19 protein-coding genes are annotated in these 20247 nt (G+C 46.5%); 16 read left to right on the forward strand and 3 right to left on the reverse strand.

Features of this window, described 5'->3' with window-relative positions:
* Positions 1 to 11: 11 nt before the first annotated feature.
* The 13 genes from LS482_RS11885 to LS482_RS11945 all read left to right on the forward strand — a co-directional run bounded on the left by LS482_RS11885 (position 12) and on the right by LS482_RS11945 (position 14535).
* The gene (locus LS482_RS11885) at positions 12 to 1340 is read left to right on the forward strand and encodes a pectate lyase family protein (RefSeq protein WP_233027748.1); all 1329 of its coding nucleotides are present in this window, start codon (positions 12 to 14) and stop codon (positions 1338 to 1340) included.
* A 135-nt stretch (positions 1341 to 1475) separates the two neighbouring features.
* Complete coding sequence (locus LS482_RS11890; RefSeq protein ID WP_233027749.1) at positions 1476 to 2867, forward strand: glycoside hydrolase family 28 protein; 1392 nt, start codon at positions 1476 to 1478, stop codon at positions 2865 to 2867.
* A 46-nt stretch (positions 2868 to 2913) separates the two neighbouring features.
* Positions 2914 to 3723 carry a rhamnogalacturonan acetylesterase gene (locus tag LS482_RS11895; RefSeq protein WP_233027750.1) on the forward strand — a complete coding sequence of 270 codons (810 nt, stop codon included), beginning with the start codon at positions 2914 to 2916 and terminating at the stop codon, positions 3721 to 3723.
* Positions 3724 to 4029: 306 nt separating this feature from the next.
* Entirely contained in the window at positions 4030 to 4977 is a 948-nt protein-coding gene (locus LS482_RS11900) for an alpha/beta hydrolase (RefSeq protein ID WP_233027751.1), read from the forward strand.
* 8 nt (positions 4978 to 4985) lie between these two features.
* Positions 4986 to 5990, forward strand: a complete 1005-nt coding sequence (locus LS482_RS11905) for a pectinesterase family protein (RefSeq protein ID WP_233027752.1) — start codon at positions 4986 to 4988, stop codon at positions 5988 to 5990.
* Between the two features lie 131 nt (positions 5991 to 6121).
* Positions 6122 to 7168, forward strand: a complete 1047-nt coding sequence (locus LS482_RS11910; RefSeq protein ID WP_233027753.1) for a sialidase family protein — start codon at positions 6122 to 6124, stop codon at positions 7166 to 7168.
* 133 nt (positions 7169 to 7301) lie between these two features.
* Positions 7302 to 8342, forward strand: coding sequence for a LacI family DNA-binding transcriptional regulator (locus LS482_RS11915; protein WP_233027754.1), 1041 nt, complete (start codon positions 7302 to 7304; stop codon positions 8340 to 8342).
* Positions 8343 to 8494: 152 nt separating this feature from the next.
* The gene (locus tag LS482_RS11920) at positions 8495 to 9061 is read left to right on the forward strand and encodes an HPP family protein (RefSeq protein WP_233027755.1); all 567 of its coding nucleotides are present in this window, start codon (positions 8495 to 8497) and stop codon (positions 9059 to 9061) included.
* 287 nt (positions 9062 to 9348) lie between these two features.
* Positions 9349 to 10467, forward strand: a complete 1119-nt coding sequence (locus LS482_RS11925) for a sensor histidine kinase (RefSeq protein WP_233027756.1) — start codon at positions 9349 to 9351, stop codon at positions 10465 to 10467.
* Positions 10464 to 11795: a sigma-54-dependent transcriptional regulator gene (locus LS482_RS11930; protein WP_233027757.1), complete on the forward strand. Its 1332-nt coding sequence runs from the start codon at positions 10464 to 10466 to the stop codon at positions 11793 to 11795. Before LS482_RS11925 ends, LS482_RS11930 begins: the two co-directional genes overlap by 4 nt.
* Positions 11796 to 12213: 418 nt before the next feature.
* Positions 12214 to 13503 carry a Glu/Leu/Phe/Val family dehydrogenase gene (locus LS482_RS11935; RefSeq protein ID WP_233027758.1) on the forward strand — a complete coding sequence of 430 codons (1290 nt, stop codon included), beginning with the start codon at positions 12214 to 12216 and terminating at the stop codon, positions 13501 to 13503.
* A 66-nt stretch (positions 13504 to 13569) separates the two neighbouring features.
* Positions 13570 to 13959 carry a GreA/GreB family elongation factor gene (locus LS482_RS11940; RefSeq protein ID WP_233027759.1) on the forward strand — a complete coding sequence of 130 codons (390 nt, stop codon included), beginning with the start codon at positions 13570 to 13572 and terminating at the stop codon, positions 13957 to 13959.
* A gap of 177 nt (positions 13960 to 14136) precedes the next feature.
* Positions 14137 to 14535 carry a hypothetical protein gene (locus LS482_RS11945; RefSeq protein ID WP_233027760.1) on the forward strand — a complete coding sequence of 133 codons (399 nt, stop codon included), beginning with the start codon at positions 14137 to 14139 and terminating at the stop codon, positions 14533 to 14535.
* 23 nt (positions 14536 to 14558) lie between these two features.
* Here the strand turns inward: LS482_RS11945 and LS482_RS11950 are convergent, their stop codons facing one another.
* Entirely contained in the window at positions 14559 to 14978 is a 420-nt protein-coding gene (locus LS482_RS11950) for a hypothetical protein (RefSeq protein ID WP_233027761.1), read from the reverse strand.
* 45 nt (positions 14979 to 15023) lie between these two features.
* Positions 15024 to 15971, reverse strand: a complete 948-nt coding sequence (locus LS482_RS11955; protein ID WP_233027762.1) for an NAD-dependent epimerase/dehydratase family protein — start codon at positions 15969 to 15971, stop codon at positions 15024 to 15026.
* Between the two features lie 277 nt (positions 15972 to 16248).
* Between LS482_RS11955 and LS482_RS11960 the strand changes: the two genes are divergently transcribed.
* The 3 genes from LS482_RS11960 (at position 16249) to LS482_RS11970 (ending at position 19535) form a co-directional block, all read left to right on the forward strand.
* Positions 16249 to 16821: a hypothetical protein gene (locus LS482_RS11960; RefSeq protein WP_233027763.1), complete on the forward strand. Its 573-nt coding sequence runs from the start codon at positions 16249 to 16251 to the stop codon at positions 16819 to 16821.
* Positions 16822 to 16860: 39 nt separating this feature from the next.
* Positions 16861 to 17364 carry a nuclear transport factor 2 family protein gene (locus tag LS482_RS11965; RefSeq protein WP_233027764.1) on the forward strand — a complete coding sequence of 168 codons (504 nt, stop codon included), beginning with the start codon at positions 16861 to 16863 and terminating at the stop codon, positions 17362 to 17364.
* A gap of 98 nt (positions 17365 to 17462) precedes the next feature.
* Positions 17463 to 19535 (forward strand): M13 family metallopeptidase, encoded by a 2073-nt coding sequence (locus tag LS482_RS11970; RefSeq protein WP_233027765.1) that lies wholly within the window; start codon positions 17463 to 17465, stop codon positions 19533 to 19535.
* A gap of 70 nt (positions 19536 to 19605) precedes the next feature.
* On the opposite strand, the gene rnhB is transcribed toward LS482_RS11970, so the two are convergent.
* A complete protein-coding gene (gene rnhB, locus LS482_RS11975; RefSeq protein ID WP_233027766.1) occupies positions 19606 to 20202 on the reverse strand; it encodes a ribonuclease HII in 597 nt (198 codons plus the stop codon).
* Positions 20203 to 20247 lie beyond the last annotated feature (45 nt).

Raw genomic sequence — 20247 nt, forward strand, 5'->3', positions numbered from 1 at the left:
AAAATGGATATATGCATGTAATTTCAGAATCGATAAAGACTGTTTTCCTGGTCGGGATGCTGCTGATGAGTTGTTGGCAAACTAATGCCCAGCTACCGGCATTCCCCGGTGCCGAAGGTTTCGGCAGGTATGCCACCGGAGGTCGGGGCGGACTCGTATATGTCGTTACGAATCTGAATGATTCCGGAGAGGGAAGTCTGCGAAAAGGGATTCTTAAAAAAGGTCCCCGCATTATTGTTTTTGCCGTTTCGGGTACCATTGCTTTAAAGTCAAAACTGGATATTAACAACGGGGACCTGACCATTCTCGGGCAAACGGCCCCGGGAAAAGGGATTACCATTAAAGGATATCCCGTTAGTGTGAAAAGCGATAATGTAATAGTCAGGTACCTGCGTCTCAGAATGGGCGATAGCCACAAAATAGAAGGCGATGCCCTCGGGGGAAGAGGTGTGGAGCAGGTGATCATAGACCATTGTTCCATAAGCTGGGCGATAGATGAAAACGTATCTTTTTACAGGAACAGGAACTTTACAATGCAGTGGTGTATTGTATCCGAAGCCCTGAACGCATCCGTACACCACAAGGGGGAACATGGTTACGGCGGCATATGGGGTGGAATAAATGCCTCTTTTCACCATAACCTGATTGCAAGTAACAAAAGCCGGAACCCGCGTTTTAGCGGTTCGGGCAGCACAAAAAACCCGGAAGACGAATTTGTGGACTTCAGGAATAACGTTATTTTTAACTGGCAGATCAACAGTATTTACGGCGGGGAGCGGGGAACATACAATGTAGTGAACAATTATTTTAAACCCGGCCCCGCCACGGAAGCGTCAAAGAGGGAAAGGATCATTAATCCGTCCGAACCTTACGGGAAATTCTATGTTGACGGCAATTATATGGAGGGTTCCGCAAAGGTCTCTGCGAATAACTGGGATGGCGGTGTACAGTGCGATGATTATAAGGCCACGCGCCTGGTTAAGGAGGTCCCGGTGAACAACATCACCACCCAACCTGCGGAAGTGGCCTTCGGAAAGGTACTCGACGATGCCGGCGCCAGTATAAAAAGGGATGAGGTGGACCGGAGGATTATCCGTGAAGTAAAAAACGGAAAGCCCGTCTTTGGAAATGGCATTATCGATTCCCAGGAAGATGTGGGCGGATGGCCGGAAATAAAAACAGAAAGGATAAAGACAGATCGTGATAAAGACGGTATCCCCGACCGATGGGAAAAAGACCACGGACTGGACCCCGGTGAAAACGATGCGGATCAATATACGTTACACGAGGCTTATACGAATATCGAAGTATATGCGAATACGCTGATACCCGGTTCCTGATCTTGATATGATCGGGATCGGGAGCAGGGTTTTAAACCACAAACCGACACCAGTAAAACAACTAATATAAATAACAGACAGATGAAGATTAAAACGCCATGTTTCTCAAAAACAGTGTACATTTTTTTGGCATTAATGCCTTTGTGCCTACAATCGTGTAAGAACACCAAAGAAAATAAGCAGGCCGTAAAAAAAGAGGTAGTCGACCCTGCCGATGAGGTTATTAAGAATATTGTAGTCCCCGAATTTCCGGACAAGACGTTCGCCATTACCGATTTCGGGGCGGTAGGAGACGGAACCACCTTGAATACGGATGCATTTAAAGAAGCCATCGCCGCATGTCACGAGGCCGGGGGCGGAAAGGTGGTTGTGCCTTCCGGTAAATTCCTTACCGGGCCGATCCACCTTAAAAGCAACGTAAACCTGCATACCGAAGAAGGTGCGGTGGTCCTCTTCAGTACAAATACGGAAGATTACCTGCCTGTTGTTCATACTTCCTATGAAGGGGTGGAATTGATGAACTATTCCCCGCTTATTTATGCCTATCGGCAAAAGAACATTGCCGTGACCGGTAAAGGGGTCTTTAACGGCCAGGCCGGTAACTCGAACTGGTGGCCGTGGTGTGGCAGCAAAGACTATGGCTATGTCGAAGGAGCTCCCCACCAGAGGAATGAACAAAACCTGCCGCGTTTGCGAAAGATGAATGACGAAGGAACCCCGGTAGAAGAACGGGTTTTCGGAAAGGGACATCATCTGAGACCCACTTTTTTCGAGCCTTTTGAATGCGAAAATGTGTGGGTACAGGGCGTTACTTTTACCAATGCCCCTTTTTGGGTGATGCACCCCATAAAGTCGAACAGCGTTACTGTTGACGGGGTAACTGTAAAAAGCCACGGGCCCAACAATGACGGTTGTGACCCGGAATATGCCAAAAATGTTCACATTAAGAACTGTGTATTTGATACCGGGGACGATTGTATAGCCATAAAATCGGGAAGAAACAACGATGGCCGGCGCGTCAATATCCCCAGCGAAAATATTGTGGTGGAAGACTGCGATATGAAAGACGGCCACGGCGGGGTGGTTATGGGAAGTGAGATCTCTGCCGGGGTCAGAAACGTATATGTTCGTAATTGTACCATGGACAGTCCGAACCTCGACAGGGCTATCCGGATAAAAACCAATACCCTGAGGGGCGGATTTGTAGAGAACGTTTACGTCAATAATATTCAGGTCGGCCAGGTGAAGGAAGCGGTGCTGAAGATCAATACCCATTACGCGATCTACGAGGATCAGGAAGGCGAATACATGCCTGCCATAAAAAATATTCACCTGAAAGATGTTACGGTGAAGAACAGTGGCAAATACGGCATCCTGATCAGGGGACGGGAAGCGTCGAAAGTCCGGAATGTAAGTTTTGAGAATGTCAGTATCAGTGGTGCCAAAACTGCGATGTCAGTAGAGAATTCGGAGCCCGTTAAATTTATAAATACAACCATTAACGGTAAAAAATATGATACAGAATAAAAATGACCGGGATTTGGTTATCTGCTGATATATAAAATTACTGAAAATGAAAAAGGAATGGCGTTTATTACTGCTGGCGGTATGCCTTTCGTGTTTTGGTCTCACCGCATTTCGAGGTAAAAAGGACCCGGTAGTGGTTTACCTGATCGGGGATTCTACCATGGCAGATTACAGCAATAATTACGAACCGGGAAAGGACTACATGAAAACGAGATATCCCGTAACAGGTTGGGGACAGGTATTTCAGCCTTTTATGAGTGCCGACAGCCTTTACAAGGTCGGGAAATTAATAAAGGCTGACAGCGTACTTGTTAATGACAGGGCGCGCGGAGGCCGTAGTACGCGTACTTTTTTCCAGGAAGGCCGGTGGCGTTCCGTGTATGAAAACCTGAAGAAAAACGATATTGTGATCATGCAGTTCGGGCATAATGACGCTGCCGAAAACAAACCCGAGAGGTATGTGAACACAGAAGGATACAAGGAATTTTTAAGGCTTTACGTATCACAAACCCGGCAGAAAGGGGCATATCCCATCATTCTAACACCCGTGGCGCGCAATTATCCGTGGGAAGACGGGAGGCTCCATAATGTGCACGGCGCTTATGACCGGGCGGCAAAAGACGTGGCAAAAGAACTGGATGTGATGTTGATTGATCTGAATCAAAGATCGATGGACCGCTTTACCGAAAAAGGAAAAGAGTACGTCACCAAAAATTATTTTATGAACCTTCCTGCCGGTGTTTATGAGGCCTATCCCGAAGGTCAGCATGATAATACGCACTTTCAGCCCGAAGGGGCAACGGAAGTGGCCCGGTTGGTTTTTGAAGGAATGCAGGAATTAAATGTACGTAAATAACGTAAATAATGGATAAGTTGTCCAGGGCAAAAGCATTGTAAAAGTTTAAGTTCTGTTTTGAGTTTTAAAAGCACCTCCCTTCATCCCGATGGTTATCGGGACAATCGGGATCGGAGGGTTTGAAATCCCAAACCATTGGATAAACATAAGTGTTTGGGTGTAATTCCCGGGGCTTGGGCTGGTCAAACTCCCTGTCCTGCACAGCAGGACACCCCCCTCTTTCCCCGATAGCCATCGGGATAAAGAAGGGAGCCTTTTTTCTTATCCATTATTCATGTTAATTAATAAACAAAACAAACGATACCGATGAAGATAACCCGGTACATATGGCTTTGCCTGATTTTTCTTGAAACGGGAAACGCGTTTGCCCAGGAAAAGATCGAAGCCCGGCCATATACCGTTCAGACCACGTACCGTAAACTCAAAAAGTATTATCCTCACATCGCACCGGTTGAGGAATTACGGGATGATGCGATCACAACAAGTGAAAACATTACCTATCGGAAAATTAACGGTACCTGCCTACAAATGGATATCTACCGCCCGGCTGAAAAAATAAAAGGCGGAACCCCTGCGATCCTGCTGATACATGGAGGAGGATGGATATCCGGAAGCAGGGAAAACCAGAAGGCAATGGCCCGGTGTCTGGCAAAAGCGGGATTTGTGACTGCCACGGTTTCGTACAGGTTGAGTTCGGAGGCATCGTATCCCGCTGCTGTGCTGGATATCAAGGCTGCTGTCCGGTGGCTGCGCAAAAAAGCCGGAAAGTATGCGATCGATCCCGGGAAGATAGCAATTTTGGGCACTTCTGCCGGTGCCCAACTGGCCACCCTTGTAGGCGTCACACCGGAAAATGGGTTGTTCAGGGAAGGAAAACCGAAATATTCAGACAGGGTGCAGGCCATTATTAATGTAGACGGTATAGTGTCTTTCATACATCCGGAGGCGGAGGAAGGGAAATATGCAGCCTACTGGCTGGGCGGACCAAAAGCGGAAAATGTTCAGAAATGGAAAGAAGCTTCGCCACTGGAATACGTCGATGAAAACACACCGCCCGCACTTTTTGTAAACAGTGCGCAGCCCAGGTTCCATGCCGGGAGGGATGACATGATCAAAATAATGGAGAAACACGGTATATACAGCGAGGTCCATACCATTCCCGGTTCGCCGCATTCCTTTTGGCTCGTGCAACCGTGGTTTGAAGAAACACTTAACTACAACATAGCCTTTCTGAAGAAGGTATTTAAAAAGTAAACTACACAATGAAAAAATTAGTATTGGTATTGCTGTTATCACTTCACTTTTCGGCCGTATTGGCCCAGGATGAGGTAAAACCCTATCGTGAAATTACGGTGTCACAGGACGGGACCGCAGATTTCACATCAATTCAGGAGGCCGTAAATGCCACAAGAGACCTCGGTCCCGGATTTGTACTGATAAGAATTAAAAAAGGGACATACCATGAAAAGCTGGTAATTCCGAGCTGGAAAACCAAAATTATCCTGAAAGGAGAAGATAGGGGAGAAACGATCATTGTAAACGATGACTTTTCCGGGAAAATGAATCCGGTGACCGGAAAGGAATTTTCGACCTTCAATTCCTATACCCTGCTGGTGAAAGGCAATGATTTTATGGCAGAGGACCTTACCGTTAAAAATGCTTCCTGTGGCGAAGGACAGGCAGTGGCGCTACATGTTGAAGGTGACAGGGCGGTTTTCCGCAACTGTAATATTCTGGGGTGCCAGGACACCATTTATCTGGCTACGGAAGGGAGCAGGCAATATTATGAAGGATGTTACATTGAAGGTACTACCGACTTTATTTTTGGCGAAGCCACTGCTGTTTTTAATCACTGCACCGTTAAAAGCCTGCGCAATTCGTATGTTACAGCGGCAGCAACACCCCCGGGCCGGGATTTCGGGTTTGTTTTTACGGAATGTAAACTTATTGCGGATAAAGACGTAACCAAAGTTTACCTCGGCAGACCGTGGAGGCCCCATGCAAAGACAGTATTCATAAAGAGTGAACTGGGATCGCACATAGTTGCCGAAGGCTGGAACCCCTGGAAAGGGGACAAAATGTTCCCGGAAAAGGAAAAAACTGCGTTTTATGCCGAATATGAGAATACGGGAAAAGGAGCGGATACGTCCCGCCGGGTTTCCTGGTCACATCAGCTGCGTACGGCAGACGCTGAAAAATACACCTTGAAAAATATTCTCGGAACCGACCGTAACGGACAATTATGGTATAAAAGGAATCTTCGATGAGCAGTTCCGGTACGGACATGTTTTTACGTAAAACGCGATAAGAAAAAGGTTTTATTTCATTAGCTGCAATTATTCTGTTAGAAATGGTATGGAGCTTTCGGTATAATGGTACAATGTACTATATTGGAGGCATGAAAAAGATCTTGATTGCGCTATTGTTTTTTACCGGTTTGCAAAATGGAAATGCCCAGGATACTACAACCGGGCCCGATATACAGGTATTGAAAGAAGGATTTATATATAAGGAAGCACCATTTCCCCAATGTCATTCCTCTACTCTGGTGGCGCTGGATAACGGTGATATAATGGCGGCCTGGTTTGGCGGAACCCATGAGCGCCACCCCGATGTCAGCATTTACTCCGCGGTCTGCAACGGTACAACCTGGTCACAACCCAAAAGGATTGCCGATGGAATTGTTAATGATTCCGTCAGGTATCCCAGCTGGAATCCCGTATTGTTTAAAAATAAGTCCGGGACCCTGTTTTTGTATTACAAGGTGGGACCGTCGCCGAGTGAATGGTGGGGAATGTACAAAACATCGGAGGACAATGGCAGGACCTGGTCGGATAAGAAACGCCTTCCGGAACCGTTCCTGGGGCCTGTAAAGAACAAACCCCTTGTGCTGGAAAGCGGAAAGATCATCAGTCCGTCGAGTACGGAAAACAGGGATATATGGAAGGTCCATATGGAAATCTCGGAGGACGGCGGATATAACTGGAGGAAAGTTGCCGTGGCTCCCGGTTCGGATTACAGGGCCATTCAGCCGACCTTGCTCAGGCTCGCCGGCGGAACACTGAAAGCGTTGATACGGAGCGATCAGAATGTGATCCTGGAGAGCGAAAGTACCGATGAAGGGGAAACGTGGACGGAGCTAAAGAAGACAAATGTGGCGAACCCCAATTCGGGCATAGATGCCGTAACACTCAAAAACAGAACCCATTTGCTGGTCTATAACCCGATGACCGGAGGTAGGGACTGGTGGGAAGGAAGAAATAAACTGTACCTGGCGTTCTCCGCCGACGGGGAGCACTGGGAAGATGTTTATGTGCTGGAAGACCGGGATAAGGGAGAATATAGTTACCCGGCCATTATAGCAACCGGTGACGGGATAGTTCATATTACGTATACCTACGACCGGAAAAAAATAAAATACTTCAGGTTAAAGGTGGGGAACTGACCATACCCCTGTAATCCGGTGACAATAAGGATTGATTGTTGGTGATTTGTATTTTTGATGCAGGCCCTGAAAAATTTTAAATCAGGGCAGGGCAGTGATGCATTTAAAATAGAAACGCTATATTTAGCTTGTGATGAAATCGATTACATTAAAAGATATAGCCCAACATTTCAAAGTATCGGTATCAACGGTATCAAAAGCACTGAACGACAGTCATGATATCAGTGTTGAAATGAAAAAGAAGATTAATGACTATGCCAGGGCACACAATTACCGGCGAAATCCTTATGCACTTAACCTGAGAAAGAAGGAGAACAAGATCATCGGGGTGATCGTTCCCAATATCCTTAATTATTTTTTTGCACAGGTGTTCTGCGGTATTGAAAAGGTGGCCAATGAAAACGGGTATAATCTCATAAGCTGTATTTCCGACGAATCGCTGGCAAAAGAGAAAAATACTATTGAAATTTTAGAGAAAGGCGTAGTTTCCGGCTTGTTGATCTCCCTGGCCGAAGAAACCGAGAAATCCGGAAATTACGAACACCTGCAGTCTTTTGCGGAAAAGGGGATTCCCATTGTCATGTTCGACAGGGTCACCGACCTGGTGGATTGCGATAAAGTTGTTGTTGACGATCACAAAGGGGCATATGAAGCCACCGAATATCTCATCAAAACCGGATGCAGGAATGTCGCCCTTGTTTCCCCCCTGGATAACCTGCGTATAGGGAAAGAGCGTTTGCGGGGGTACAGGGATGCCATTGAGGCCAATGGCCTGGAGGTTAATCCGGACCTGGTGGTCAGGATATTTGACGAAGGGCTTTTTGACGCGGAGATCAGGGCGCTATTGACCCGGAATAAGGTAGATGCCATACTGGGACTCGAAGAATTCAGTGCCATAAACTCCATGAAAATAGCCTTGTCCCTCGGGCTGAAGGTCCCGGATGATATCTCCGTCATCGGTTTTACCAATGGTCAGTTGCCCAAATACGTATCTCCCCGGGTCACTTCCATAAGTCAGCACGGAAAATACATAGGTGAGCTGGCCACCCGGAAACTGGTGGAACGTATTGAACATCCCGACAATGGAGGGGAACAAGAGTATCGGACACAAAAACTCAAAACATCGCTTATTTTAAGGGAGTCTACCCGGCCAATTCAATCCTGTTCCGGATAATAGCAGCCAAATTTCGTTTTCGAAGTAATTTTTTAACCGTACAGGCATAACATTTTCAGGAATGTTATTAATTGTTCGTGTTAAAATGGAATATTGTAATAATTCAGCTTAATTTTGCATCTTTTCGGAAAACAGACAAATTATTCACCACGGTGCCAAAGAGAAAAATCAACAGGAGGATCAGGATATACAGGTATGTATTTTACCGGGAAACATGGATCGATATAAAAGAACATTTCTGGTCTTTTATCGGGGCTTTTGCGGGAATAGGCCTTATAGCCTTTTTTCACGGGAGTTCGCTGGACGAGGTTGAGAACCTCTTTCTGATAGGCTCTTTTGGTGCGTCGAGTGTGCTGGTTTACGGAGCTGTACAGAGCCCTCTGGCACAACCCCGGAACCTGATAGGGGGGCATGTGATTTCTGCATGTATAGGTGTAACCATCGCCCAGTTGCTCCCCGAAATTCTATGGATAACGGCATCCCTGGCCGTAGCCCTTTCCATCGTGGGCATGCAAATGACAAAAACACTTCATCCTCCGGGAGGAGCAACTGCACTGATAGCAGTTATGGGTTCTGAAAAGATAAAGGCCCTCGGCTACTGGTATGTAATCTCACCGGTACTTACGGGATGCCTGATCCTCTTTGTGGTAGCCCTGGTATTCAATAACATGACTTCGGGCAGAAAGTATCCCGCTCACCGTAAGTTTCCCGGAGTGTGAAAGGCATCGGGAAACGGGAAAAGAAATACTTTCCGGGAAGAACCAGCCGTTCCTCTTCCGCGAGAATTGTGATAAACCGGTATTTTCGATTTGAGAGCATGTAACTCCACAGATAAATTGTTTATTAGCAGGGTAAAAGTTAAAATCCTGCAATTTCCTCGCTGTAAATTTTTACCATACGGCACTAATTATCATTAAATTATTCGGGCATTGGCGGGCAAACAGATTTTCAGTCCGTTGGAAACCTATGCATTTTGATTTAGCTATAAGCGATTAAAGCTTTACTTTTGAACGACGGATTGCAAATGCCTATGGAAACCGGGAAAAAACTCAAGGAGCGTATTAAGGAACTTACCTGCCTGTACGAGGTTACTTCCATTATCGTGAACTGCGATTACGATCGGCCGGAAATCTCACTGGACGCTATCGGGCACTGCCTGAAAAAAGCCTGGCAGTTTGAAGACGATACCAGTGTGATTATGGAGATCGGGGATTACGCTTTTAGGGAAGTTGTTTTTTCGGGAGATTACGTTTCCATAAAAGCAGATATCCGGGTGTTCAACAAGAAGGAAGGGTTCATGGAAGTGGGATACCCGGCTGAAAAATATGCCCTGTCCGATTTCCTGGAAGAAGAGAAAAGGCTTCTGGACAATGTTTGCCTCGAAATCGGAAACCTTCTGGAAAGAAAGCGTATCAGGGAGAGCGAACTCGCCATTAAACGACAAATAGAGCGGGCAGACCGGCTCAGTATTCTTGGGGAGATTACTGCGGGAATTGCTCATGAACTCAATACACCTCTTACTAACATCCTGGGGTTTGCAGAATTGCTGGAAAGCAGAATAACGGGACAGGAAGAAACAGACGACCTTTACAAAATAAAGGAAAGTGCCATTTTTTGCCGGGAAGTGGTAAAAAAGCTAATGTTTTTTACGTGTGAAGTCCCCCAGATGATGAAAACGGTGATGCTGAAACCCATAATAGAGAATGTATTGCAACTGCTTAAACCGACTTTCCGGGACCGTCAGTTGACACACGAGATCTGTTTCAGTGATGAAAATACGGGCGTGAGGGCCGATGAAATACAGATCACCCAGGTATTGTTCAACCTCATCATGAATGCGGTGTACTATTCCCCTGAACACGGGAGTGTGGATATAAGCGTGAAGGAAAGCGAAGATACCGTAACCATAGAAATAGCAGACCGGGGCAAGGGCATTCCCGAAAATGCGGGAGATAAGGTCTTCGAACCTTTTTTTACCACCAAACCTACCGGTGAAGGGTCCGGGCTGGGGCTCAGCGTGGTGCACGGCATTATTTCCGGTCACGGAGGCCGTATTTTTCACCGCCCGCGTAAAAACGGAGGAACCGTATTTGTCATAAACTTTCCAAAAAATCTGATCGAATGAGTTATCGCCGGGAAAATATCCTGATCGTAGATGATGATATTCATATTCTGGAACTGGTACAACGTCACCTGCAATCCATGAACTATCATACCTATAAGGCCGTTTCGGTAAAAGAAGCGGTTTCCATTCTTAAGGACGCCGTTATAAACCTGCTGGTCACCGACCTGAAAATGCCGGGAGTGGATGGTTTTCAGCTTATTCGGTATACTGAAGAGCACTATCCGGATATGCCTGTACTGGTGGTTACCGGGTATATTTCCACGAAAAATGCCCTCAATATCGGAAAGTCAGGAGTGGTGGATTATCTCATTAAACCTTTTACCAAGGACGAACTCCGGGCTGCAGTAACGAAGTCTCTCGAAAGTTCCGGCAAAAGTACGGAGAGGGAAAAACGGCCTGCAACGATAAATACGGGAAATGCCGCCTATGGCGAACTGATCGGAAAATCGGAAGCGTTTGAGCGAGTCAGGGATATCATTGACCGGGTTAAGGACAACAGGGCAACCGTACTCATCCAGGGAGAAAGTGGAACGGGAAAGGAATTGATAGCCAGGGCCATTCATTACAGCGGCAGGTTTTCCAGGGAGCCTTTTGTAGCTGTGAACTGCGGAGCTATCCCGGAAAGCCTGCTGGAATCGGAACTCTTTGGATATGAAAAAGGGGCTTTTACCGGCGCTTCCGAAAACCGCATGGGTTTTTTTCAGGCCGCAAACAAGGGGACTATTTTTCTGGACGAAATAGGCAATGCCTCCCCGCAGGTGCAAAACGGATTGCTCCGGGTGTTACAGGAAAAGGAGGTAACCGGGGTGGGAGCGAGGAAACCACAGAAAATAGAACTCCGGGTCATTGCCGCTACCAACAGCGATCTTCGGGAACTCGTCCGCCATAAAAAGTTCCGGGAAGATCTCTATTACAGGCTCACCGTAGTAGAGGTCAATGTGCCTCCGCTTCGTGAGAGAAAAGCGGATATTCCCCTGTTGGCGGAAAAATATGTGAGGAAATACGGTGTGGAGTATAAAGACCGCCTGTTATCCCTGGTACCCGAGGCGATGGATGTTTTGCTCCGGTACCACTGGCCCGGGAATATCCGTGAACTGGAAAATGTTATCCAAAGGGCAGTGATCATGTGTGACGGACAGATTGAGCTGAGGGACCTGCCTGATACTCTTAAATTTAAAATAGATTTCCCGGAAGATGCCTTTGTCTCGTTGGCCGAAATGGAAAAACAATATATCCACAAAGTATTGAGGGCCGTAGACAATAATAAGACCAGGGCAGCGGAAATTTTGGGTATAGACCGGAAAACACTTCGCAGCAAGCTGTCATAGGCCGACCATCGGGATCAGCTTTATGACAACCGGTTTATCCTTCCGGAATGCATGAACTTTTTCTTCTTACCGGGTAAAAATTCCCCTCTCAGGGAAAAATTCCCCGGTGCCCCTTTCCTGTTATTCTTTTTACTTATTGTTTAAATATATGGAGACCAGTTTCTTGTGGTGGTTGAAGTGTGTTTCCCGTACTTTCCGGCATACCTCTTGCTTTTAGAATGGCAACATTAATCTGAACAATATGGAAAAATATGGCAAAAGTATTTGCACGACCTGCAGTTACCTGTATTCCTGTATTCTAACAGAAGAAAAATCGTCGGTGATCTCCTGTAGCGAATTCGATCACACGATTACGCAACGTGATACCATGGTCGTAAAGTCTGTTTAATACATTCACTAACACAAGACACACACTAAAATGATTACCAAAGAGGAAAAACGACAAAAACAAAAACAGGGAATGCTGGAAAACGTGATGCGACAGTTCAACAATGCATCCGACAGGATGGGACTGGACCCTGATATAAGAAAAATACTGAGAATCACCAACAATGAGCTTTTGGTCCATTTTCCCGTTAAAATGGACAACGGAAACGTGGAGGTTTTTACCGGATACAGGGTGCAGCACAATAATGCATTGGGGCCTTACAAAGGAGGACTCCGGTATCACCCTACGGTAGACCTGGATGCAGCCCGGGCACTGGCCATGTGGATGACCTGGAAAACTTCCCTGGCCGGCCTGCCGTTAGGAGGGGCAAAAGGAGGTATCCAGATAGACCCTTCGCACTATTCCACAGCAGAACTGGAACGCATTACCCGGAGGTTCACCTTTGCCCTGGGCGATAATATAGGGCCCGAACTCGATATCCCTGCACCCGACGTCAACACCAATGCCCAGACGATGGCCTGGATACTGGATACCTACATGTCTACAAAATCTCCGAATGAACGTTCCACCAACCTGCATGTCGTTACCGGGAAACCCGTCGGTGCCGGAGGGTCGGAAGGCCGGGACAGGGCTACGGGCTATGGCGTATACCTGTGTATAAAATTCTGGGCCGAACACAATAACATAAACCTGAAAGGCAGGAAATTCATCGTCCAGGGTTTTGGCAATGTGGGATATTGGGCTTCCTTTTTCCTGGAAAAGGAAGGTGCCGTACTTACTGCGGTCCAGGATGTTTCGGGAAGTATCTTCAACTCTGGTGGCATTGAAGTAGAAAAACTGGAACGGTACATGGCCCGGCACGATCGTAAGATCGCAGGCTTTCCCGGTGTGGAAGTTATAGATAACGATGCGTTTTTTGCACTCGATTGTGATATATGCATCCCTGCAGCCCTCGGTAACCAGATAACGGAAAAAAACGCCGGAGCTATAAAAGCCCTGGTTATTGCAGAAGGAGCTAACGGTCCCACCGATATACAGGCCGAAAATATGCTACTGGACAGGGGAGTGGCAATTATTCCCGACATTCTCTGTAATTCCGGAGGCGTGATCGGTAGTTATTTCGAATGGCTCCAGAACCGCAACGGGGAGATCTGGCAACTGGAAGAAGTCACAGCAAAACTCCGGAAAAAGCTTCGGGAATCCTTTGGCAGGGTAATGAAAGTTATGGAAGAGAGGAACGTAGATATGCGAACTGCTGCCTTTATCATTGCCATAGAAAGACTCGAACAGGCCTACAGGCAAAGGGGAATATTCCCATAAGAAAATGCGGACCAGATCGGGGCTGTCTCCCGGGGAAACAAGCTTAGCTGAAAATACTGATACGACATGAAATACACAAACCTGATCATTGAAAAAAGAGAGTATGTGCTTTTAAAACAGCTCATACAGCTTTCCGGATACTATGGAGATACCGTTTTCAGAAATTCTATAAAACATCTGCATAAGGAACTCCTGTCTGCACGTATTTGTGATGAAGAGGAGATGCCGCACGATGTTATCAGGTTCAACTCTTATGTTTCCATAGCTTCCGGAGACGGCTGGAGCAAACGCTTTCAGTTGGTGCTGCCCAATGACAGTGATATCAGTAAAAATAAAATTTCCATACTCACTCCCATGGGGGCGGCCGTTATGGGGTATGCTGCCAGAGATACCCTGGTCTGGGAGTTCCCCGCAGGTTCCCGATCCCTGACCATTGTAGCGGTGGAACAACGATAACAATGTTTAATTTGCCGTTGTGCATTTTGAAGGAGTGTTACTTCCTGTACCGAAATTTCCGGGCGGAATCTTGTCCCGAAGGTGAAACGAAAAAAACTCATGTATGTCTCCCTTCCGGTCCCGGCAGACTCCGGATAGCGGTTGGTGCCAAAATGTACAACGGTTTAACACACGGCTATGTATTCAAAACCATTTTATACACACGAAGATGACAGGATCATCATGAAGAAAAAAGACAAGACCGAGATAGGGAACTGGCTGAAATACCTGGAGTTTACGGCCCGGGAGATCGAATACCTGATACGACTGGAAAGCAGAATACCCGGCAGTGACGTATTATCCCGGGAACTTCATGATATCCGTAGAGAGAACACCTTGCAAATGGCAGCACTTTACCGCTATGAGAACAGTATGGTAAACGCCCTGGAATGCGATGATATGCAATGTGATGCCTTTTACCTGAATAACCATGAGAAAAACAGGAGCTCCTGTATGGAACACCTTAAAAAATACGGGAACCTGAAATTAAGGGTATTTTCCAGGCTGCTCAATAACCGGGGAGGATACGCACAGTAGAACGGCTCTTCTAAAACCGACTTCTATTTATAGGCCTTTTCCCCGGGTTCTATATGATAATCAATGGAGTTCAGCGAATGGTTGGGATCGATAAAGTCGAGAACCTTGTCGATAAACCTGCCGAAACCGGACAGGGTTTTCAGCTGAACGTTCTTTCCTATGGCACTGGAAATGGTTTCATCCCGGTTGCCGAATTTGTAGCCTCCCTTTTTGATGAGTAACAGGTTGAGAAGATGTTGCATGACCACATTGCCCGACTGGTCAACGGTTATGGCTATTCGCAGTGCATATTCTCCCAGTCCCCTTACGGAGTTGCGGACGGTGGTATAAAAAACGCCGTACAATAATCCTATGGGACAGGTAGTGATAAACAATACAACGGATATGGCAAAGAGCAGGATACCGATAAGCGGCCGGACCTTTTTCTTTTCTTTGACGATCATGGTAAATATGGTTTGGGTTAAGTTACAGGGGCAAACGGTTTTCTGTTATACCAGGCTTTGCAGGTTAGAGAGCATTTCTTCCGTAATGTTATCCAGGTCATATTTGGCTTTCCAGCCCCAGTCTTCATGAGCACGGGAATCGTCTATGCTTTGCGGCCATGTGTCTGCAATTTTCTGCCGGAAATCGGGAGCATAACTGATCGTAAAATCCGGAATGCGTTTTTTTATGGTAGCCGCCATTTCTTCCGGGTTAAAGCTTATGGCCGAAAGGTTATAGGAAGACCTGACTTTTACAGACTCCGGATCGGCTTTCATGATATTGGTGGTAGCCGCTATGGCATCGTCCATATACATCATGGGCAGTGTGGTGTCCTTCTTCAGGAAACATTCGTAAGTACCTTTTTCCAGGGCTTTGTGGTAAATGTCAATGGCGTAATCTGTAGTGCCGCCGCCCGGTTTTGTCTTCCAGCTTATAAGGCCGGGATAGCGGATGCTTCTTACATCAACCCCGTAATTTTTGAAATAGTATTCACACCAGCGTTCGCCGGCGAGTTTGCTTATCCCGTAAACGGTAGAAGGCTCCATAACCGTTTGCTGGGGGGTGTCCTGTTTGGGAGTGGAAGGCCCGAAAACGGCGATGGAACTCGGCCAGAATATTTTTTCCACCTGTTTGTCCTTTGCCAGGTCGAGTACATGAAAAAGTGAATTCATGTTCAGCGCCCAGGCTTTATCAGGATATTTTTCGGCCGTGGCCGAAAGCATGGCCGCCATGAGGTAGATATCGGTGATACCGTGTTTTTTGACACAGGCCGTTATGTGCTCTTTATCTGTGGCATCTAAGATTTCAAAAGGTCCGGACTGCATCAGTTCTTCATGGCCTTCGCGTATATCACTTGCAATTACATGTTCGCTGCCATACATGTCTCTCAGGGCGAGGGTGAGTTCGGAACCGATCTGTCCGCATGCACCTATGATCAGAATTCTCGGAGTCATAAAAATCAAGATTAATTTTCGGGCCAAAGATACTATTTAACAAAAAACTTTTCAGGCTAAAAGAATATAAATCAAAGTTATTTGAATTTTTGAATAGTGATGTGACTAACAGATTGAAATCACATATGAAAACGGTTAAAAGAATAGAAGAAAAGGAACGGTTTATTAAAGGGGGCGGTTTGGAATATGGAGGAAACGGAAAAAGTTTAAACCCGTTTGGCTGCGAAATATTTTCCGGATGCCGTATCTTCGTAAAATGTATGTATATTCAGGTAAAATGGGAAAGAACATTTTTTGGATACTGATGCTGCTTTTTTTTACGGCATGTAAAGAAGAAAAGAAACAGGATAATACGCCCGATGAGAACGAAGAAACTGTTGAAAAAATAGTGCTGCCGGAATTGCTGCAATTTGATGAAGACAAACAGGAAGAACTGAACGGATGGAAAGCGTATACGGAATTGCGAAGGACCATACGGGAGTTTCGCGAAGAAAAAGGTGGGGATGTCCCCCTGCAACTGGACAACCTGTTGGAAAAGGAAAAAAAACTGTCGGATTCCATTCCGGAAAAGTTTGATAATGCTTCGGTACGGAGCAGGATAGCCGCCCTGAAGACTTACCTGATGCAAACCAGGCTTGAGGCACCCGATCCGGTTCCTGAAAGATACCTGAAAGAACAGAAAGTGAAGATCCTCGATGCCTTTAATGTGTTTGACCGTCAATTATATGTGATAATGCGGGAAAGTTTAACTGACGAGTTGCTCGACGAAGTGTCCAACAAACCCCTGGCCCGGAGAGATTCGGTCCCCGCGGACAGTGTTCGGGAAGACAGTGTTCCCGTCAAACAATAAAACTGTACGAAAAGACAATTTTCAAAATTCGGGATATCCATGAAGAGCACCCTGACCGTTTTAATGATCGCCTTCCTTATCTGTGGTGTGAAAGCCCAGGGAAATGCAGAAAAACAGCATATAAACAAGGTGTTGGATGCCTGGCACAAAGCAGCTGCAGATGCCGATTTTGATGCGTACTTTGACCATATGACCGAAGATGCGGTGTTTATCGGTACCGATGCTACGGAAAACTGGAAAGGCAAGGCGTTTAAAACTTTTGCAAAGCCGTATTTTGACCGTGGAAAAGCCTGGAGTTTTACCGCTTTGGAACGAAATGTATACCTCGCGGCCGGAACCCGTATGGCATGGTTCGATGAGCTTTTGGATACGCAGATGAAAATATGCAGAGGGTCGGGTGTTTTGGTGAAAACCAACGGTACGTGGAAAATAAAACATTATGTGTTGTCGGTTACGGTCCCTAATGACAATGTCCGGGAGTTAATCGATCTCAAGAAAAGCACGGACAATAAACTGATGGATGCACTTCGGGAAAAACAATAGGAAGTTTGTCTTATGCTCCTTTTAGTTAGTAATGCAACAAAAATGCAGGTGAAAGTTTTTTTAGTAACTTGCTGCGGACGAATCAAAAAATAGTATAAATGAAAATAATGTATACTCATCGTGTACTGCTGGGGGTTACGGCCCTGGCCCTGGTTGCTTCGTGTAAACAGGAAAACAAAAAGGAGGCTGCTGCTGTGGAGAAAATTCCGGGAATTAACCTGAAATATATGGACACTACCGTAACTCCCGGAAATGATTTTTTCCGCTTTGTGAACGGAAGATGGCTGGACTCAACAAAGATTCCGGACGACAAAACCCGTTGGGGGAGCTTTCTCGAACTGCGGGAAAAGACAAACACCGATGCGCTGGCTGTCCTGGAAGAAGCCGTGAATGACACTTCCCTGGCCCCGGATTCCGATCAGGCAAAAGCCGTTCATCTTTATGAGACCATTATGGACATGGAGTCCAGGAATGCGCAGGGAGTTGCCCCGCTAAAACCCTACCTGGACAAGATAGATGCCATCAATTCTGTAGAAGCGCTCCAGGCTTATCTTCTGGAGATGGAACCATACGGTGGCGGTGGCTTTTTCGGAGTAGACGTAAGGGCAGATGCGAAAGACAGTGATAAAAATGTGGCCTATCTCAATGCCGGAAGCCTGGGACTGCCGGACAGGGATTATTATGTTGCCAATGATGAGGACTCAAAAGAGAAAAGGGAAAAGTACAAGACACACATAGCCCGCATGTTGCAGTTTATCGATTATGACGAGGCAACGGCGGCAAAAGCGGCCGAAAACATACTGGCTTTCGAAACCGAAATGGCAACGCCCCGCCTGGACAAGGTGGAGCGGAGGAACCCGGAAAAAAGGTACAACCCTACGGCGGTGACAGACCTGAAAAAGACGGCGCCTGTAGTCGACTGGGATAATTATTTTTCAACCCTGGGGATAACCGAAGATACTGTTGTTATCGGTGAAGTGAGATATTTCAAAGAGCTTCCCGGTCTTCTGGTAAAGGAACATCTCGACGACTGGAAATCCTATCTGAAATGGACTGCCCTGAACCGGGCGGCAAATCTGTTGTCTGAAGAAATAGAAACAGCCAACTGGGACTTCTACAGCAAAACCCTGAAAGGAGCCAAGGAACAGGAACCGAGAGACAAAAGGGCCCTGCAAACCATCAACTGGGCCGTAGGGGAAGCACTTGGAAAACTCTATGTCGAAAAGAAATTTCCACCGGAGGCCAAGGCAAAGGCTGAAGAAATGATAGCCAATGTCATCCGGGCATTTGAAGCGCGCATACAGGCACTGCCCTGGATGGACGGGGAAACAAAGGCCAAAGCCATTGAAAAACTGAACAAGACCACGATTAAAATAGGTTATCCGGACAAATGGAAAGACTATTCGGAGCTGGACATAAAAACAGCAGCCGAAGGAGGTTCTTATATGGAGAACATGATGAACGTTTCGAACTGGAGCTTTAAGAGGGATGTGGAAAAACTGGGTAAACCGGTAGATAAGACCGAATGGTACATGGCCCCGCAGATCGTGAATGCCTATTTTAACCCTTCGTATAACGAGATCGTATTCCCTGCGGCCATTCTTCAGCCTCCTTTCTTCAATTTTACTGCAGATGCTGCGGTAAATTACGGGGGCATAGGAGCAGTGATCGGTCACGAAATATCGCACAGTTTTGACGACCAGGGTGCCAAATATGATGCTGACGGAAACCTGGAAAACTGGTGGACTGAGAAGGATTTCGAAGAATTTCAGGCGCTCGGGAACGACCTTGCAGAACAGTACAGTAATATAGAAGTGTTGCCCGATGTTTTTATAAACGGAAAGTTCACCCTGGGAGAAAATATAGGTGACCTGGGCGGGGTTAATGCCGCTTATGACGGTCTTCAGCTATACCTGAAGGAACATGGAAATCCCGGCCCCATAGATGGCTATACGCCCGAACAACGGTTTTTTATGTCCTGGACCACCGTATGGAGGTCCAAGATAAGGGACGAAGCGCTGAAAAACCAGATAAAGACCGACCCGCACTCTCCCGGACAATACCGGGCTACACAACCGCTTCTTAACATCGATGCTTTTTATAAGGCATTTGATATAAAGGAAGGGGACAAAATGTACCTGGAGCCCGAAAGACGGGTGAAAATATGGTAATATAGAGATCCTAAATTAGGGAAGCAACGCCCGGATTTTGTACTGTATGAAATCCGGGCGTTGCCTTTTTTCAGAATTCCAGCGTTAGTTGTTCGGGGAGTAGCCGGAAGCTCTTCCGGTGATATTTGGTGACCCCGTATTTTTTTATGGCTTCCCGGTGTTCTTTGGTGGGGTATCCCTTGTTCTTCTTCCAGTTGTACATCGGGTACTCTTCATGTATCTTTTCCATATAGGCATCCCGATGGGTTTTGGCCAGGACGGATGCGGCAGCGATACTCATGTATTTGCTGTCTCCTTTCACAATGCATTCGTAGGGAATGTCTTTATAAGGTTTAAACCTGTTGCCGTCTACAAGGATAAATTCGGGAATGGCGGATAGCTGGTCGATGGCCCGGTGCATTCCCGTGATAGAAGCGTTTAATATGTTGATCTCGTCTATTTCATCTTCAAAGACATGACAAACCCCGAAGCACAGGGATTCTTGTTCGAGTACCGGGCGCAATCGTTCCCTGGAATGTTCTGACAGTTGTTTGGAGTCATTGAGTACGGTATTGACAAAGCTTTCGGGGAGTATTACGGCTGCGGCGGTGACCGGTCCGGCAAGGCAGCCTCTGCCTGCTTCATCCGTTCCGGCTTCCAGGGTTTTATGAAAATGATGTTTTAACATTATATTTTGTTTTGTTTAACAAAGGAGGGTGGAGAATACAAATAT

The organism is Sinomicrobium kalidii (genome assembly GCF_021183825.1).
GTDB lineage: Bacteria > Bacteroidota > Bacteroidia > Flavobacteriales > Flavobacteriaceae > Sinomicrobium > Sinomicrobium kalidii.

Excerpts from the sequence above, each read along its gene's own strand:
- LS482_RS11885 (WP_233027748.1), top strand. The coding sequence starts at position 12 with ATGCATGTAATTTCAGAATCGATAAAGACTGTTTTCCTGGTCGGGATG.
- LS482_RS11890 (WP_233027749.1), top strand. The coding sequence starts at position 1,476 with ATGCCTTTGTGCCTACAATCGTGTAAGAACACCAAAGAAAATAAGCAG.
- LS482_RS11895 (WP_233027750.1), top strand. The coding sequence starts at position 2,914 with ATGAAAAAGGAATGGCGTTTATTACTGCTGGCGGTATGCCTTTCGTGT.
- LS482_RS11900 (WP_233027751.1), top strand. The coding sequence starts at position 4,030 with ATGAAGATAACCCGGTACATATGGCTTTGCCTGATTTTTCTTGAAACG.
- LS482_RS11905 (WP_233027752.1), top strand. The coding sequence starts at position 4,986 with ATGAAAAAATTAGTATTGGTATTGCTGTTATCACTTCACTTTTCGGCC.
- LS482_RS11910 (WP_233027753.1), top strand. The coding sequence starts at position 6,122 with ATGAAAAAGATCTTGATTGCGCTATTGTTTTTTACCGGTTTGCAAAAT.
- LS482_RS11915 (WP_233027754.1), top strand. The coding sequence starts at position 7,302 with ATGAAATCGATTACATTAAAAGATATAGCCCAACATTTCAAAGTATCG.
- LS482_RS11930 (WP_233027757.1), top strand. The coding sequence starts at position 10,464 with ATGAGTTATCGCCGGGAAAATATCCTGATCGTAGATGATGATATTCAT.
- LS482_RS11935 (WP_233027758.1), top strand. The coding sequence starts at position 12,214 with ATGATTACCAAAGAGGAAAAACGACAAAAACAAAAACAGGGAATGCTG.
- LS482_RS11940 (WP_233027759.1), top strand. The coding sequence starts at position 13,570 with ATGAAATACACAAACCTGATCATTGAAAAAAGAGAGTATGTGCTTTTA.
- LS482_RS11945 (WP_233027760.1), top strand. The coding sequence starts at position 14,137 with ATGTATTCAAAACCATTTTATACACACGAAGATGACAGGATCATCATG.
- LS482_RS11950 (WP_233027761.1), bottom strand. The coding sequence starts at position 14,978 with ATGATCGTCAAAGAAAAGAAAAAGGTCCGGCCGCTTATCGGTATCCTG.
- LS482_RS11955 (WP_233027762.1), bottom strand. The coding sequence starts at position 15,971 with ATGACTCCGAGAATTCTGATCATAGGTGCATGCGGACAGATCGGTTCC.
- LS482_RS11960 (WP_233027763.1), top strand. The coding sequence starts at position 16,249 with ATGGGAAAGAACATTTTTTGGATACTGATGCTGCTTTTTTTTACGGCA.
- LS482_RS11965 (WP_233027764.1), top strand. The coding sequence starts at position 16,861 with ATGAAGAGCACCCTGACCGTTTTAATGATCGCCTTCCTTATCTGTGGT.
- LS482_RS11970 (WP_233027765.1), top strand. The coding sequence starts at position 17,463 with ATGAAAATAATGTATACTCATCGTGTACTGCTGGGGGTTACGGCCCTG.
- rnhB (WP_233027766.1), bottom strand. The coding sequence starts at position 20,202 with ATGTTAAAACATCATTTTCATAAAACCCTGGAAGCCGGAACGGATGAA.